General features: G+C 61.3%; 16 protein-coding genes. 12 read left to right on the forward strand and 4 right to left on the reverse strand.

The window, feature by feature from the left end; all coding sequences use genetic code 11:
• Positions 1-88: 88 nt before the first annotated feature.
• The 3 genes from EEQ99_RS27995 to EEQ99_RS28005 all read right to left on the reverse strand — a co-directional run bounded on the left by EEQ99_RS27995 (position 89) and on the right by EEQ99_RS28005 (position 1,830).
• Positions 89-670, reverse strand: coding sequence for a TadE/TadG family type IV pilus assembly protein (locus tag EEQ99_RS27995; protein ID WP_028756115.1), 582 nt, complete (start codon positions 668-670; stop codon positions 89-91).
• Positions 670-1,305 carry a TadE/TadG family type IV pilus assembly protein gene (locus EEQ99_RS28000; RefSeq protein ID WP_028757047.1) on the reverse strand — a complete coding sequence of 212 codons (636 nt, stop codon included), beginning with the start codon at positions 1,303-1,305 and terminating at the stop codon, positions 670-672. The genes EEQ99_RS27995 and EEQ99_RS28000 overlap by 1 nt, the downstream gene beginning before the upstream one ends.
• Positions 1,306-1,419: 114 nt before the next feature.
• Positions 1,420-1,830, reverse strand: coding sequence for a pilus assembly protein N-terminal domain-containing protein (locus EEQ99_RS28005; RefSeq protein WP_028756117.1), 411 nt, complete (start codon positions 1,828-1,830; stop codon positions 1,420-1,422).
• A gap of 379 nt (positions 1,831-2,209) precedes the next feature.
• Between EEQ99_RS28005 and EEQ99_RS28010 the strand changes: the two genes are divergently transcribed.
• From EEQ99_RS28010 to EEQ99_RS28055, 10 genes are all read left to right on the forward strand, one after another.
• Positions 2,210-2,395, forward strand: coding sequence for a Flp family type IVb pilin (locus EEQ99_RS28010; RefSeq protein WP_047617466.1), 186 nt, complete (start codon positions 2,210-2,212; stop codon positions 2,393-2,395).
• A 123-nt stretch (positions 2,396-2,518) separates the two neighbouring features.
• Complete coding sequence (locus EEQ99_RS28015; protein WP_127431393.1) at positions 2,519-3,031, forward strand: A24 family peptidase; 513 nt, start codon at positions 2,519-2,521, stop codon at positions 3,029-3,031.
• Between the two features lie 110 nt (positions 3,032-3,141).
• A complete protein-coding gene (cpaB, locus tag EEQ99_RS28020; protein ID WP_047617469.1) occupies positions 3,142-3,957 on the forward strand; it encodes a Flp pilus assembly protein CpaB in 816 nt (271 codons plus the stop codon).
• A gap of 12 nt (positions 3,958-3,969) precedes the next feature.
• Positions 3,970-5,469, forward strand: coding sequence for a type II and III secretion system protein family protein (locus tag EEQ99_RS28025; RefSeq protein WP_028757051.1), 1,500 nt, complete (start codon positions 3,970-3,972; stop codon positions 5,467-5,469).
• Entirely contained in the window at positions 5,466-6,224 is a 759-nt protein-coding gene (locus EEQ99_RS28030; RefSeq protein WP_028757052.1) for a CpaD family pilus assembly protein, read from the forward strand. The genes EEQ99_RS28025 and EEQ99_RS28030 overlap by 4 nt, the downstream gene beginning before the upstream one ends.
• 14 nt (positions 6,225-6,238) lie before the next feature.
• A complete protein-coding gene (locus EEQ99_RS28035; protein ID WP_097544457.1) occupies positions 6,239-7,516 on the forward strand; it encodes a CpaE/TadZ family protein in 1,278 nt (425 codons plus the stop codon).
• A gap of 82 nt (positions 7,517-7,598) precedes the next feature.
• Complete coding sequence (locus EEQ99_RS28040) at positions 7,599-9,074, forward strand: TadA family conjugal transfer-associated ATPase (RefSeq protein ID WP_028756124.1); 1,476 nt, start codon at positions 7,599-7,601, stop codon at positions 9,072-9,074.
• Between the two features lie 7 nt (positions 9,075-9,081).
• On the forward strand, positions 9,082-10,089 hold the full coding sequence (locus EEQ99_RS28045) for a type II secretion system F family protein (protein ID WP_047617475.1): 1,008 nt from the start codon (positions 9,082-9,084) through the stop codon (positions 10,087-10,089).
• Between the two features lie 15 nt (positions 10,090-10,104).
• A complete protein-coding gene (locus EEQ99_RS28050) occupies positions 10,105-11,091 on the forward strand; it encodes a type II secretion system F family protein (RefSeq protein WP_047617477.1) in 987 nt (328 codons plus the stop codon).
• Positions 11,092-11,283: 192 nt separating this feature from the next.
• On the forward strand, positions 11,284-11,916 hold the full coding sequence (locus EEQ99_RS28055; protein ID WP_127431394.1) for a LysE family translocator: 633 nt from the start codon (positions 11,284-11,286) through the stop codon (positions 11,914-11,916).
• 49 nt (positions 11,917-11,965) lie between these two features.
• Here the strand turns inward: EEQ99_RS28055 and EEQ99_RS28060 are convergent, their stop codons facing one another.
• A complete protein-coding gene (locus tag EEQ99_RS28060; protein ID WP_127431395.1) occupies positions 11,966-12,802 on the reverse strand; it encodes a tetratricopeptide repeat protein in 837 nt (278 codons plus the stop codon).
• 141 nt (positions 12,803-12,943) lie between these two features.
• Here EEQ99_RS28060 and EEQ99_RS28065 point away from each other — a divergent pair, with 141 nt between their 5' ends.
• A complete protein-coding gene (locus EEQ99_RS28065) occupies positions 12,944-14,335 on the forward strand; it encodes a leucyl aminopeptidase family protein (RefSeq protein ID WP_063473509.1) in 1,392 nt (463 codons plus the stop codon).
• Between the two features lie 167 nt (positions 14,336-14,502).
• Positions 14,503-14,853 (forward strand): MarR family transcriptional regulator, encoded by a 351-nt coding sequence (locus tag EEQ99_RS28070; protein WP_047617485.1) that lies wholly within the window; start codon positions 14,503-14,505, stop codon positions 14,851-14,853.
• The last annotated feature ends 3 nt before the right edge of the window (positions 14,854-14,856 follow it).

The raw sequence follows: 14,856 nt of genomic DNA on the forward strand, positions 1-14,856 counted from the left end.
GGCCGGCTTGGCAAATTGCAGCGCCGCGCATCTGTTTCAGACGCGCAAAGGACGCTTCAACACTTCGCAGAGAAGAAGGGAAGGGCGGTCAGCAGTCGCCGCAGGGGATCGAGTCGCCTTGCCGCTGGCGATAGTAATAGCTGCGGCTGATGGTGATCGTGCGCATGCCGTCCGGCATGAAGTTCGGCGCGAACAGGAACATCGTATAGGGAATGCTAACCTCGGTGCGGACCAGGAAGCTGTTTGCCGTCTTCATGTCAGACGGCACGTTGCTCACTGTGGCGTTCTTGGCATAGGGCACAGTCCCGTCCTGGGCCCAGGACCAGAGCACTTTCGCATTGGCGCCGGCGTCGATGGTAATCCCGGTGATCTTCATCGTCAGCGTCGTCGCGCTGTAGGGCACGAAGATCGCGGTTGCGACCGATGGCATCTGCGCGAGCGCGCTCTTGGTAACAGACTGCTGCTGGGTGATGAGGTCGGCCACTGACCCCGCGGCGCGCGTCACACGCTTGCTGACGCTGAGGCCGATCGTGATTTCGAAAGCACCGATATAGAGCATGACGAGTACGGGAAAGAGGATCGCAAATTCGATCGCTCCGGCACCTTTGCGGTCTCGGATGAGTCGCCGCGCCGTCAGTACGAGTCTGGTGAATGGGTTGCGCAGCGCCATTATGGATACTGCTCGTTCTGGAAGGCCGCGGTCGCGACGATCAGATATTGGCTGGGCATCGAACCGTCGGAGGGACGTATCGTGGTGATATAGGGCCTGACCAGATCCGTGATGATTTCCCAGCGGTAGTAGGCGCGCACCATGTTGATGGTGCCGGCGCCACCTGGCGCGTATTTGAAGGCAGCCGGGTTGATGTCGGCATATCTGTCGGTGGAAAGCTTGGGGATCGTCGTCGGAATGGCCGAGAAAGTGCTGAACGTCTGTACATCCAGATACAGCTTGCTCGGCGTGGCGACCTCGCTCGCCGAGCAGCTGATCAGGATCGAGATTTCATCGCAGAAAGCCTGGCGGAATTGCGCCTGGTTCATATCGGTCGTGCGGCCGAGATTGTAGGTGATCTGCCCGGTCCGCATCCGGCGGCTCATCGTATCGACGGCGTTGGACACGAGTTCCTCGGCGGCGAAGGCGACGAAGGTTTCGAGGATTGCGAAAATCACCAGAAAATAGGGAATGGCGAGCAGGGCGAATTCGATCGCCGCTGCGCCATCGCGCGAACGGGCGAGACCGCGAAACCATGAGAAACGGATTGGCGCGGAGACGCGCGCTTTATCCGTTTTCTGATCAATTACCGTCATTACCTGGATCCGAGCGACATTCTCCGTCCGCCACACTAGGAGCCGTTCGTTGATTTTCCGTTTCAACCTGACACGACGATTTTAACGAATGGTCGAAGAACTGAAGTAAACCGATCAGGGCGAGGCGGCGGCGGTGGTCGCTTGCTGTGCGTGCTGCTCGCAATTCGGCGTGCACGACAGCACGGAGCGCTCGGTCTGCCGATAGACGCGCACCGTATTGCCTTCGTCAATCGACACCAGGATGCGTTCGTCGAGGATCGCATTGCCGTCGGCATCGAGAAGGACCAGATTGGTGGTGCCGAAGCTGCGTCCCGTCAGCACGATGGTCTTGGCGTCGGCGACGGTCGCATCGGCGACCTTGGCGTTGCCGACGATGACCTTGCTGACGGGGCGGTCGAGTTTCAATACGCGCGCGTGATCCATATAAACACGCAGCATGTCATCGTCTGCGGCCGCGGAAACTCCCGAAACACCGAAAACGGCGATCATGCCGGCAAAGAAAATGGTTTTGCCGCTCGATGACATTTGGTCCTCTTTCACGATCACAGCGCAATATCCGCATAGAATGGAAAAAAATGGTGAACGAAGCCTTAAGCCTGGCATCCTGTTCCGAGATGAAGCGCAATGATCCGATTTGGCACGGGTTTAGAGTGATACACGTCTCGGTTGGAGGTGGAATCTGCGCTATTTCCGGATGAACGCACCTGTTATTCCAGGAATATCATTAAATATTGAGGTAAGTGTGCAAGAAAATACTGACTCTACAAAGGCCTGTTGCCTCATTCGCATCTCGTTAACTCTTTTCCTTAAGCCGATGGAAACGGCCATTCGCTAGGTTGCAGTCATCCGATCAACGGCAACAGTTGGCGGACGTGCTGAACATCAACTGGAGTTAGGAGTTACCATGACCAAGCTTTTTAGCCGTTTTCTGAAGGACGAATCCGGCGCGACCGCAATCGAATACGGCCTGATCGCCGCTCTCATTTCCGTAGCGCTCATCACCGGCGCAACGAGCCTGGGCAACAGCATCAGCACCACGTTCAACAATCTCAGCACCAAGATGAATACCGGCGTTACCGCGTCGAACTAAGACAAAGGCCGTCGGGCGGCGACCAATAATACGGCCGGATTCACTCTGACCGATCTATCGAGTGGGCTCACAGGCTGAACGGCCGTGAGCCTTTTCGCATCAAGTCACGATCGGGGTATACGCATGATCGCAACTGCAGTCTTCGTGATACTGCCATTCTGCCTCGCTATGGCCGCGTTCTCGGATCTGTTCACCATGACGATCCCGAACCGCGTATCTCTGATCCTCATTGTTTCCTTCTTCCTCCTTGCACCGCTCTCTGGCCTGGCCTTGGGTGCGATCGGCATGCATCTTGCGGCCGCTGCCATCGTGTTTTGCGTCTGCTTCGCTCTTTTTGCATTCAATGTGATGGGCGGCGGCGACGCCAAACTGTTGAGCGCCACCGCTCTCTGGTTCGGCCTGAACCAATCCCTCGCCTTCCTGATGCTTGATGTCGCCGCCATCGGCGGCCTGATCACCTTGCTGATCTTGCTGGTGAGAGCGCAATCGAACACCATCCTGGCCATCGGCCTGCCGGTTCCGAATTCGGTCCTTCTCGCCAAGAAGATCCCCTACGGCATCGCGATCGCGATCGGCGGCTTCATGGCCTTTCCTTCGTCGCCGCTGTTCCTCGCCGCGTTGGAAAGCCTGAAATAACGGCATTTTAAATGCTCGTTAACTTAAAATGTAAGCGTTCCATTAACCATAATTATACCAATTGCTGAGCATTCTGCAGGGCGAACATATCGTGCCCTGAGGAATGATCGATGAAACCGGCCCGCCTTATAATCTTAGCTGTCGCCGTGGTGGCGGCCGGCCTTGCCGGCCTCTTGGCGATGCAGATGGCAGGCCGTGGTGGTGTCGTCACCCAGGTCCAGTCGGTCATCGAGAAGGAGCCGACCGTCAACATCCTCGTCTCGAGCGCCAATCTGCCGGTCGGCGCAAGGCTGGATGAAAAGTCGATACACTGGATGGCCTGGCCGCAAGGCGGTGTCGTCCCGGGCCTCATCACCGAAGCCGACAAGCCGGATGCGATCAAGGATCTGCAGGGCGCCGTCGTGCGTCTTCCGATCTTCGAAGGCGAACCGATCCGGCCGGAAAAGGTTGCCGATTCCAACAGCCGCATCCTCTCCTCACTGTTGCCGGCCGGCAAGCGCGCCGTCGCGACCGAGATATCGGTGGCAACAGGCGCCGGCGGTTTCATCCTGCCGAACGACCGTGTCGACGTCATCATGGTCCGCAAGGGCGCTGAGGCCGACAAGCTCATCACCGAAACCGTGCTGAGCAATGTCCGCGTTCTCGCCATCGACCAGCAGATCCAGGAAAAGGACGACGGTTCGAAATCGGTGGTCGGCACCACCGCGACGCTCGAGCTCACGCCCGACCAGACGAAGGTTCTCGCCGTCGCCCAGCAGATGGCGGACCGGCTGTCGCTGGCGCTGCGCTCGGTCGCCGATGCGCAGGAGCAGGATACCAGTGCAGCCGACTATCTCCTGAGCGGCGACAACGGCAGTGCGATCATTCAGGTCATCAAATCAGGCGCCATCGTCACGGATGCCAGCGCAGCACCGAAGGCGGAGTAAAAGGACGTGCAAATGGGCAATTCAACGCGGCGCGGCGGACTTCTCCTGACAGGTTGCCTCTCGCTGGTAATCGGCGTCTCCGGTATAGTGCCGGCCTCGTTCGTTCCAGTTCTCGGGGCAGGCGAGGCGCGTGCCGATTCCGAAAGTCTGATCCGCATCTCGCAGACCGGCCCTGATGCCCATCGTCGGCTGAAGCTCGGGCTGAACAAGGCCGTCGTCGTCGATCTGCCGGAGGATGCGCACGATATCCTCGTATCCGATCCGACCATGGCCGATGCCGTGACCCGCACCTCGCGGCGAATCTACTTGTTCGGCAAGAAGGTCGGCCAAACCAATATCTTTGTCTTCGGCGCCGGCGGGCAGGAGATCGTCAATCTCGACATCGAGATCGAGCGCGATGTCTCCGGTCTCGAAGTCAATCTCCGCCGCTTCATTCCCGACTCCCGCATCAACGTCGAAATCGTCTCCGACAATATCGTGCTGACCGGCACCGTGCGCACGCCGCAGGATGCCACGCAGGCAGCTGATCTGGCGCAGGTCTTCCTGAAAGGCGGCGAGGCGACGACCAGAACCGAGACGGCATCCGGCACCGGCGGCGACAGCTCGGTGGCGCTCTTTGCCGAAGGCCGTCAGACCTCGCAGGTCGTCAATCTCTTGCAGATCGAGGGTGAGGATCAGGTCACCCTCAAGGTGACGATCGCCGAGGTTCGCCGCGAGGTGCTGAAGCAACTCGGCTTCGACAATCTGGTTTCCAGTTCTTCTGGAATGACCGTCGCCCAACTCGGCAGTCCGAGCGCCGACGTCGCGACATCGACGGTTGGAGGCGGCCTGGCGGCGCTCTTCAAGAGCTCGATCGGCAAATACGACATTTCGACCTACCTCAACGCGCTGGAACAGGCCAAAGTCGTCAAGACGCTCGCCGAGCCGACGCTGACGGCGATATCGGGCCAGGCCGCGACCTTCAATTCCGGTGGCCAGCAGCTTTATTCGACGACCGACAGCGACGGCAACGTCACCGTCACGCCGTTCAACTACGGTATCAACCTGGCCTTCAAGCCGGTCGTGCTGTCCTCGGGACGAATCAGCCTGCAGATCAAGACCAATGTCTCCGAGCCGGTGGCCGGCAGCGGCAACGCCACCTACCAGCGCCGTTCGGCGGAGACTTCGGTGGAACTGCCGTCGGGCGGCTCGATCGCGCTGGCCGGCCTGATCCGCGACAATGTTTCTCAGACGATGGGCGGCACGCCCGGCGTCTCGAAGATCCCGCTGCTCGGGACGCTCTTCCGCCAGAAGGGTTTCGAGCGTCAGGAAACCGAGCTCGTCATCATCGCAACGCCCTATCTGGTGCGTCCGGTGGCACGCAATCAGCTCAACCGGCCGGACGACAATTTCAGCCCTGAGAATGACGGTGCGACCTTCTTCCTCAACCGTGTCAACAAGGTCTATGGCCGCCGCGAGGCGCCCGTCGCCGACGCGCAGTTCCACGGCTCGATCGGGTTCATCTACAAATGAGCGGGGCACGATCGGCAGCAATGGCACAAAACAGAGATCAGGCGATGGCCCATATGAATTCGACGACACCCCGCCTCGGACTCTCGAAGGCGCTTCTGGCGGCAGCCGGCGTTTCGGTGGCGATCCTTTCCGGATGCGCCGGCCCCCATGACCAGCTGACAACAGGCGGCATCCCCGACGATTACCGCGCCCGTCACCCGATCATCGTGACGGAAGCGGAGCAGACGGTGGATATACCCGTCGCCTCGACCGATCGCCGCCTGACCATCGCGCAGCGCGACCTCATCCGCGGTTTTGCAGCAAACTACCGCATGCGCGCCTCAGGCCCGGTTTACGTGCTGTCGCCGCAAGGTTCGCCCAATTCGGCGGCGGCCTACCAGCTGCGCAACCAGGTCCGCGCCGAACTGGCCTCGAGGGGGATCGCAAGCTCGAAAATCGTCAACACCTCCTATGCCGCTGCCGGTTCAGGCGATGCGGCGCCGATCCGGCTGAGTTTTACCGGCACCACGGCGGTCACCACGCAATGCGGCCAGTGGCCGAAGGACATCTCGAGCGATCTGACCAACCAGAATTACTATAATTTCGGCTGCGCCTCGCAGAACAACCTTGCCGCCCAGATCGCCAATCCGGAGGATCTGGTGGCGCCCCGCGGCATGACCCCGATCGATGCGCAGCGGCGCAACAATGCCATCCAGGAATACCGGACGACGACGTCGACGATCGAAGATATCGCCGACAGCAACAGCGGCTTCTGAGGCGGAACGGGACGATGAGCGCGATCGAATACGAAATCAGGAATCCCAGCGAGCTTCGCATCGCCGATGAGGCGGTGCGCATGGCGGATCTGGAAAATATGCGGCCGCTGCCGCGTATCTCCGTCCACGCCTTCTGTGAGAGCGAGGCCCTGCAGCAGGTCATGGAACGCTGCGCCAATGATCGGCGCGTGGCGAAGGTCAGCATGCGCATCACCAGCGGCGGTATTGCCGCTGCCGCCAATATGTTTTCCGGCGCCCCGACCCCGAACCTCATCATCCTCGAGAGCAAGGCCAATGCCGCAAACCTGCTCGGCGAACTCGCGCCGCTCGCTGCCGTCTGCGATCCGACGACCAAAGTCGTCATTATCGGTTATTACAACGATATCGGGCTTTATCGCGAGCTGATCCGCAACGGCATTTCCGAATACATGGTCCAGCCCGTCGCCATGCCTGATATCCTGGCGGCGATGGCCTCGATCTTCGTCGATCCGGAAGCCGAGCCTCTCGGCCGCAGCATCGCCTTCATTGGTTCGAAGGGTGGCACCGGCGCTTCGACCATCGCGCATAATTGCGCTTTCGGCATTTCCAATCTCTTCTCCACCGAGACGATCCTCGCTGATCTCGATCTGCCCTATGGCACGGCCAACATCGACTTCGACCAGGATCCGGCGCAGGGCATCGCGGAAGCGGTCTTCGCGCCTGATCGTCTCGACGAGGTCTTCCTCGATCGCCTGCTGACGAAGTGTTCCCAGCATCTTTCCCTGCTTGCTGCACCCTCGCTGCTCGACCGCGCCTACGATTTTGACGGCCAGGCCTTCCAGCCGGTGCTCGATGTCCTGCAGCGCAGTGCGCCCGTTACCGTGCTCGATGTGCCGCATGCGTGGTCGGAATGGACGCGGTCGGTGCTGTCGAGCGTCGACGAGGTGGTCATCACAGCGGTTCCCGATCTCGCCAACCTGCGCAACGCCAAGAACATGCTGGATGCGCTGCGCAAGATGCGGCCGAACGACAAGCCGCCGCATCTCATCCTCAATCAGGTCGGCATGCCGAAACGTCCGGAGATTTCGCCGTCGGATTTCTGTGAACCGCTGGAGATCGATCCGATCGCGATCATCCCCTTCGACATCAATCTTTTCGGCAATGCCGCCAATAGCGGCCGGATGATCTCGGAAGTCGACCCGAAATCGCCGACGGCGGAAACCTTTTCGCAGATATCGCACATCGTCACCGGCCGTGTCGCGATCAAGAAGGCGAAGAAGGGCGGCCTGCTGGGCCTCCTGAAACGCAAGTAGACAAAGAGCAATTCCAGCAACAGCGGTTTTGCGTCCGGAATTGCGTGAAGACAAAAAGATAGAGCAGATTGGATCGAGCGGTATGTTTGGAAAACGCGGAAACGAAGGTTTCGGAAAGGCCGGAGGGGCGATTGCTCCCCCGCCGCCGGCTCCGGCCGCCGTCCCCGCGGCCTCTTCACCCTCCGTTTTGGTCGAACCGTCGCGCGAGCCCGCTCGCCAGCAGGTGACGCCGCCGCCGATGCAGACGCCGCAGCGCAAGCGCCCCGTCCGCACCGATGAATATTACGACACCAAGGCGCAGGTCTTTTCCGCGCTGATCGATACGATCGATCTCTCGCAGCTTTCCAAGCTCGACGGCGAAAGCGCGCGCGAGGAAATCCGCGACATCGTCAACGACATCATCACCATCAAGAATTTCGCGATGTCGATCTCCGAGCAGGAAGAGCTGCTCGAGGATATCTGCAACGACGTGCTCGGCTACGGCCCGCTGGAGCCGTTGCTGGCGCGCGACGATATCGCCGATATCATGGTCAACGGCGCCGGCCAGACCTTCATCGAAGTCGGCGGCAAGACGATCGAATCGGAAATCCGCTTCCGCGACAATGCGCAGCTTCTCTCCATCTGCCAGCGCATTGTCAGCCAGGTCGGCCGGCGCGTCGACGAATCGAGCCCGATCTGCGACGCACGCCTGCCTGACGGTTCGCGCGTCAACGTCATCGCGCCGCCGCTGTCGATCGACGGACCGGCGCTCACCATCCGCAAGTTCAAGAAGGACAAGCTGACGCTCGATCAGCTCGTCCGTTTCGGCGCGATCACGCCGGAAGGCGCGACCGTGTTGCAGATCATCGGGCGCGTGCGCTGCAACGTCGTCATTTCGGGCGGCACCGGCTCGGGCAAGACGACGCTTCTGAACTGCCTCACCAATTATATCGACAGGGACGAGCGCGTCATCACATGCGAGGATACGGCTGAACTGCAGCTGCAGCAGCCGCATGTCGTCCGTCTCGAAACGCGCCCGCCAAATATCGAAGGCGAGGGCGAGATCACCATGCGCGATCTCGTCAAGAACTGCCTGCGCATGCGTCCCGAGCGTATCATCGTCGGCGAAGTGCGTGGACCTGAAGTTTTCGACCTCTTGCAGGCGATGAACACCGGTCACGACGGCTCGATGGGCACCATCCACGCCAATACGCCACGCGAATGCCTGAGCCGTATCGAATCGATGATCGCCATGGGCGGCTTCACCCTGCCGGCAAAGACGGTGCGCGAGATCATCTCCACCTCGGTCGACGTCGTCATCCAGGCGGCGCGCCTCCGCGACGGTTCGCGCCGCATCACCCAGATCACCGAGGTGATCGGCATGGAAGGCGACGTCATCATCACTCAGGACCTTATGCGCTACGAGATCGAAGGCGAGGATGCGGGCGGCCGCCTGATCGGCCGGCACATGTCGACCGGCGTCGGTAAGCCGCATTTCTGGGATCGCGCCCGCTACTTCAACGAGGAAAAGCGCCTTGCCGCCGCCCTCGACGCGATGGAAGCGAAAACGAAGGAATAGGCGAGATATGTTCGGGTTCGATCCGATAGTGCTGGCAATCGTCGTCCTCGCCGCCGTCTCCGCGGCGGCGGTCGCCTATACCCTGATGTTTTCCCGGATCGAGGCCGACAAGAAATCGGCAAGCCGTATCAACCGCGTCAAATCGGCCGAAAGCGACCGGGTCAAGGTCAAGGCTGCCCGCGATCGGGTACAGGAGCTGTCGAAGCGCCGCAAATCGGTGCAGGACAATCTGAAGGATCTGGAAAAGCGCCAGCACGAAAAGACCAAGAAAACCCTGTCGCTGAAATCCCGGCTGGTGCAGGCCGGCCTGTCGATCTCGGTGGCGAAATTCTATCTCTTCAGCGCCATCTTCGCCTGCGTGTTGCTGCTCGTGGCCCTGGTCGTCGGTGCTTCCTTGATGGTCATGGTCGGTATCGCCGTTGTCGCCGGTCTCGGCCTGCCGCGCTGGATCCTCGGTTTCCTGATCAAGCGCCGCCAGAACAAGTTTCTCAACGAGCTCCCCAATGCGCTTGACGTCATCACCCGCTCGATCAAATCGGGGCTGCCGCTCAACGATGCGATCCGTCTCATCGCAACCGAAGGCACAGAACCGGTCAAGAGCGAGTTCCTGCGGGTGATCGAGGCGCAGCAGGTGGGACTCAGCATCCCCGACGCCTGCGCCCGTATGACGACCCACATGCCGCTCCAGGAAGTCAACTTCTTCGCCATCGTCATCGCCATCCAGTCGCAGGCTGGCGGCAATCTGTCGGAAGCGATCGGCAACCTCTCCAAGGTGCTGCGTGAGCGCAGGAAGATGAAAGCCAAGGTCTCGGCGCTCTCGATGGAAGCCAAGGCGTCTGCCGTCATCATCGGCGCTCTGCCCTTCATCGTCGCGACTCTCGTCTACCTCACCTCGCCGAACTACATGATGATCCTTTTCACCGATCCGCGTGGCCATTTCATCATGGGCGTCTCTGCGATCTGGATGTCGATCGGTATCTTCGTCATGCGTAACATGGTCAATTTTGACATCTAGCCGGAAGGAAGCACCATGTCGCAGGATCTTGCCGCAACGCTGACCAATCCGAGCATGCTGATTGCGCTCTTCGTCGCGATCGCCGTCTTCGCCACCTTTTACACGATCGCCATTCCATTTTTCGAGCGCGGCGATCTCAACAAGCGCATGAAGGCCGTTTCGACCGAGCGCGAGCAGATCCGCGCCCGCGAACGCGCCCGCATGAACATGGAAACCGGCGCTGGCAAAGCCTCACTCAGGAGCCAGAACAACCGCTCGGTCCGCCAGATCGTCGAGCGTTTCAATCTGCGTAAGGCGCTCGTCGACGAGAATACGGTCAACAAGCTGCGCGCCGCCGGTCTCCGTTCGGAGAATGCGCTGAATACCTTCCTCGTGGCGCGTTTCCTGCTGCCCTTCCTCTTCTCGACGCTTGCCGCCGTCTGGGTCTTCGGCCTCGGCAATCTCGCCGGACGGGGCATGCCCATCCGCCTCTTTGCCGTCATCGGCATCGGTTATCTCGGTTTCTACGCGCCCAACATCTATATCTCGAACCGCATGGGCAAGCGCCAGCACTCGATCAAGCGCGCTTGGCCGGATGCGCTGGACCTGATGCTGATCTGCGTCGAATCCGGCATCTCGATCGAGGCCGCGATGCGGCGCGTGTCGGAAGAACTCGGCGAGCAGTCGCCGGCGCTCGCCGAGGAGATGGTGCTGACCACGGCCGAGCTCTCCTTCCTGCCGGATCGCCGCGTGGCGCTCGAAAATCTTGCCACCCGCACCCAGATCGAGCTGGTACGCTCGGTAACTCAGGCGCTGATCCAGGCCGATCGCTACGGCACGCCGGTCGCGCAGGCGCTGCGCGTTCTCGCCCAGGAAGGACGCGATGAGCGCATGAACGAAGCGGAAAAGAAGGCGGCCGCCCTGCCGCCGAAACTGACGGTGCCAATGATCCTGTTCTTCCTGCCGGTGCTGATCGCCGTCATTCTCGGTCCGGCTGGCATCCAGGTGGCAGACAAGTTCTGACGGTTGAGCTGGAAACAGGCTACCGCTTTCGGCAGAAGGCGATGTGCATCATGGACTATTGGTCTGATCCGCAGTCAGCCAACGCGCGTGACCGGCGCCGGCATAGCTGGTAAACGGGATGAGAGACTATCGCAGGCGCGGATGCAACCGCAGGCCCCCTGGCGCTCATTCAATCCAAAGGGAGGTTCTCCGATGTCTTCTGCAGGCATTTTCATCAGCATCATGGCAGCCTTGGTGGTCGGTGCGATGAGCCCCGGCCCGAGCTTCGTCGTCGTTTCCAGGATTGCCATCTCGCGCTCACGGCTGGATGGTCTCGCGGCGGCACTCGGCATGGGCGCCGGCGGCGTCGTTTTTGCGGTCCTGGCGCTTGCCGGCCTGACGGCGCTGCTGTCGCAATTCGAATGGCTCTATGTCCTGCTGAAGGTCGCTGGCGGCGCCTATCTCGTCTATATCGCCGTCAATATCTGGAGGAGCGCCGGTCAGCCGCTCGAGATCTCCGATGCCGCCAACGGCAATCGCGCGCCCATGCGCAGCTTCGTGACCGCGCTGCTGACCCAGATCAGCAACCCGAAGACCATCATCGTCTATGCCAGCATCTTTGCCGCACTTCTGCCGAGGACGGTTCCGTTCAGTCTCATTGTGGCGCTGCCACTCGGTGTCTTCGCCGTGGAGGCGGGCTGGTATTCGATCGTCGCCCTTGTCTTTTCGGCACGCCACCCACGGCGGCTCTATCTTGCCGCCAAGCACTGGATCGACCGCACGGCAGGTGCCGTCATGGCCGGCCTCGGCCTTCGGCTCATTCTTGCGGGCGTGAGTGATCGGTAAGGCGTCGCGCGAGTAATTTCGGACACTCTCAAGCTTGGAGGAGGTCCGGTCAGTTGGTGTTGCTGCTCTCCGCTGCACCCGGCGTCTTATCCTTGGCGGCGAGTTTCTGCCAGGAATTCTGCTGCGACAGCATCCCTCTGAGATAGGCGACGTTGGCATCGGCCTGCTGCGGCGAAAGTTCGCGCCGCGCGATCTGCTCGGCTTCCGGGAAGCGTCCCTGCAGGCCGACGACGAGGGCAAGGTTCTGCCGGACGCGGCTGTCGGCCGTGGGTTGGCCGGCGGCGGAGCGCAGGTAGGTTTCGGCCGTGCGCAGATCGCCGGTCAGCACGTAAGACATGCCGAGGTTAGACAGAATGGAAGGCTCGTTCGGCTGGATGTCGAGCGCGTCGCGGTAGCGCTGCCGGGCATCGCTTGCCCGGCCCATCTGATCGAGGATCGCGCCTTCGGCCGAGATCAGTCTCCAGTCCGGACGGTCCGGCGTCTGGGCGCGGCCGATCGTGTCGAGTGCCTGCTGGAACTGACCGGCCGCTGCCTGTGCCTTGCCATAGGCGGCCAGCACGGTACGGTCGCCCGGGTTGGCGATCGCCACCTGCTGCATGACGGCGAGCGCCTGCGTGTCGCGGCCGTTCATCCGCAGCAGATTGGCATAGCTGACGCCGGTGATGGGATCGCGCGGATTTTTTTCATAGGCCTGGCCGAGCCGGTCCGTCGCCGAGCGCAGTTCTGTCGCGTCCATCTCTTCAACCGGCTTGGTGAGCTTCGGCACCGAGCCTGTGGTCATCCGGTCCTTGGTCGTCGAGCAGCCGGCAAGGGCCAGGACGAGCAGCGATGCCGCCGCACCCTGCAGGATACGATTCGTGAATGTGGTGGCGAGTGAGGCAGGCATGACGCGTTCCTGATTCCGAAATCGGCGCCTGACCTCGAAGCGGAACAGGGAAAGGTTTGACGCAATCTTCGCTCCAGCAATAGTCTGTTAACCCTAACAGACCGTTAAGGAACGATTCCTTACGACCGCCGAAGGACAATCATGGCCCCCTATCAGTTCATCGAAAGACCGACCCCATTCAACACGAAGGGCGGTTCGACGCTGCCGATCTTTGCCGTCACGCCTGCCCATATCGAAACCGGCACGATCGATCCGATCGCGCTCGATTGGGCGCGCAGGGCGGGCTATAAGGCCGAAAGCGGGTCGCTGCTGTTGATCCCGACGGCCGAAGGCCATCTCGGCGGCGCGCTTTACGGTCTCGGCACCAATCCCTCCGAGCAGCCTTACATCACCGGCAGGCTCGCCCGCACGCTGCCGGCCGGCGACTGGCACATCGAAACCGCGCCGCTGACGGCCAATCGCCTCGCTCTCGGCTTCGGGCTCGGCAGCTACCGTTTCGATCGTTACAAATCCGAAAAATCACCAGCGGCGACGCTGATGATCCCCCGCGATGCCGATGGCGCCGACATCAAGCGCCAGCTTGCCGGCGTCTTTCTCGCCCGCGACCTCATCAATACGCCGACGAACGACATGGGGCCGAACCAGCTCGAGGCCGTTTTCCGTGGCCTGGCCGCACATTACAAGGCGGAGGTATCGGTCATATCGGGCGACGACCTGCTCACGCAGAACTTTCCGCTGGTCCATACCGTCGGCCGCGCCAGTGCCGACGCGCCGCGCCTTCTCGAGCTGCGCTGGGGCAAGAAGGGTCATCGCAAGGTGACGCTGGTCGGCAAAGGCGTCTGCTTCGATACCGGCGGTCTCGACATCAAGCCTGCGGCCTCCATGCTCTTGATGAAGAAGGATATGGGCGGCGCGGCGAATGTGATGGGGCTTGCCCTGATGATCATGGACGCCAAGCTGAAGGTCGACCTGCGCGTCATCGTGCCCGTGGTCGAAAATGCCATCTCGTCCAATGCCTTCCGCCCCGGCGACATCTACCGGAGCCGCAAGGGTCTGACCGTCCAGATCGACAATACCGACGCCGAAGGCCGTCTGATCCTTGCCGATGCGCTGGCCTATGCCGATGAGGAAGAGCCCGAGCTGCTGATCGACATGGCGACGCTGACAGGTGCAGCCCGCGTTGCGTTGGGTCCGGATCTCCCGCCCTTCTTCACCGATGACGCCAATCTGGCGCATGACCTGACCGAAGCGAGCCTGGAAACCGATGATCCGATCTGGCGACTGCCGCTCTATTCCGGCTACGAAAAGGATATCCGCGCCAAGTTCGCCGACCTCACCAATGCCCCGGCCGGTGGCATGGCGGGGGCAATTACCGCGGCCCTTTTCCTCAAGCGTTTCGTCAGCAAGACGAAGAGCTGGGCGCATTTCGACATTTACGGCTGGGCCCAGTCCGAACGGCCGCATTCGCCGGGCGGTGGCGAGGCACAGGCGATCCGCGCACTCTTTCACCATATTCGTCAGAGCCTGCGCTGAGACCATGCGCAAAAAGCAGCGAGGCGTCGCGTGTTCACGCGCTGCGCCTCGCCGCCGATCGTTAAAATTTTATTCACCTTGCCGGACAGCAGTTCCCGGCCGCCCTTGCATGTGTATGGCAACTGCCGGAAAATGGAACGTTAGCGTAACGATCTTCCGGAGGGGCCGTGCCGATCGAACTGACCGCCTCGCAGGCGCTGGGGCTCTGGCATGGCGTGGCGCTCGATCAGGTCCGCCACGACGACCGCGATTTGACGTTGCGCCAAATGGCGATCCTGCTGCATATTTATCTGGTGCCGCCGCCGCACACGGTGCGCGGGCTTGCCGCCACGCTTGAGGTCACCAAGCCGGTCATCACCCGCGCCTTGGATACGATGGGCGAGATGGGTCTGGTCGATCGCGTGCGCGACGATGCCGACCGGCGCAACGTGATCATCAAGCGCACCGTCGGCGGCGCGCTTTATCTGGAAAAGCTCGGCGATCTCGTGCGGGATCAGGGCCGCCGGCTGCCGCTCTGAAAG

This window comes from Rhizobium anhuiense (genome assembly GCF_003985145.1).
Lineage (GTDB): Bacteria > Pseudomonadota > Alphaproteobacteria > Rhizobiales > Rhizobiaceae > Rhizobium > Rhizobium anhuiense.

Coding starts and splice junctions, on each gene's coding strand:
- EEQ99_RS27995 (WP_028756115.1), bottom strand. CDS start 670: ATGGCGCTGCGCAACCCATTCACCAGACTCGTACTGACGGCGCGGCGA.
- EEQ99_RS28000 (WP_028757047.1), bottom strand. CDS start 1,305: ATGACGGTAATTGATCAGAAAACGGATAAAGCGCGCGTCTCCGCGCCA.
- EEQ99_RS28005 (WP_028756117.1), bottom strand. CDS start 1,830: ATGTCATCGAGCGGCAAAACCATTTTCTTTGCCGGCATGATCGCCGTT.
- EEQ99_RS28010 (WP_047617466.1), top strand. CDS start 2,210: ATGACCAAGCTTTTTAGCCGTTTTCTGAAGGACGAATCCGGCGCGACC.
- EEQ99_RS28015 (WP_127431393.1), top strand. CDS start 2,519: ATGATCGCAACTGCAGTCTTCGTGATACTGCCATTCTGCCTCGCTATG.
- cpaB (WP_047617469.1), top strand. CDS start 3,142: ATGAAACCGGCCCGCCTTATAATCTTAGCTGTCGCCGTGGTGGCGGCC.
- EEQ99_RS28025 (WP_028757051.1), top strand. CDS start 3,970: ATGGGCAATTCAACGCGGCGCGGCGGACTTCTCCTGACAGGTTGCCTC.
- EEQ99_RS28030 (WP_028757052.1), top strand. CDS start 5,466: ATGAGCGGGGCACGATCGGCAGCAATGGCACAAAACAGAGATCAGGCG.
- EEQ99_RS28035 (WP_097544457.1), top strand. CDS start 6,239: ATGAGCGCGATCGAATACGAAATCAGGAATCCCAGCGAGCTTCGCATC.
- EEQ99_RS28040 (WP_028756124.1), top strand. CDS start 7,599: ATGTTTGGAAAACGCGGAAACGAAGGTTTCGGAAAGGCCGGAGGGGCG.
- EEQ99_RS28045 (WP_047617475.1), top strand. CDS start 9,082: ATGTTCGGGTTCGATCCGATAGTGCTGGCAATCGTCGTCCTCGCCGCC.
- EEQ99_RS28050 (WP_047617477.1), top strand. CDS start 10,105: ATGTCGCAGGATCTTGCCGCAACGCTGACCAATCCGAGCATGCTGATT.
- EEQ99_RS28055 (WP_127431394.1), top strand. CDS start 11,284: ATGTCTTCTGCAGGCATTTTCATCAGCATCATGGCAGCCTTGGTGGTC.
- EEQ99_RS28060 (WP_127431395.1), bottom strand. CDS start 12,802: ATGCCTGCCTCACTCGCCACCACATTCACGAATCGTATCCTGCAGGGT.
- EEQ99_RS28065 (WP_063473509.1), top strand. CDS start 12,944: ATGGCCCCCTATCAGTTCATCGAAAGACCGACCCCATTCAACACGAAG.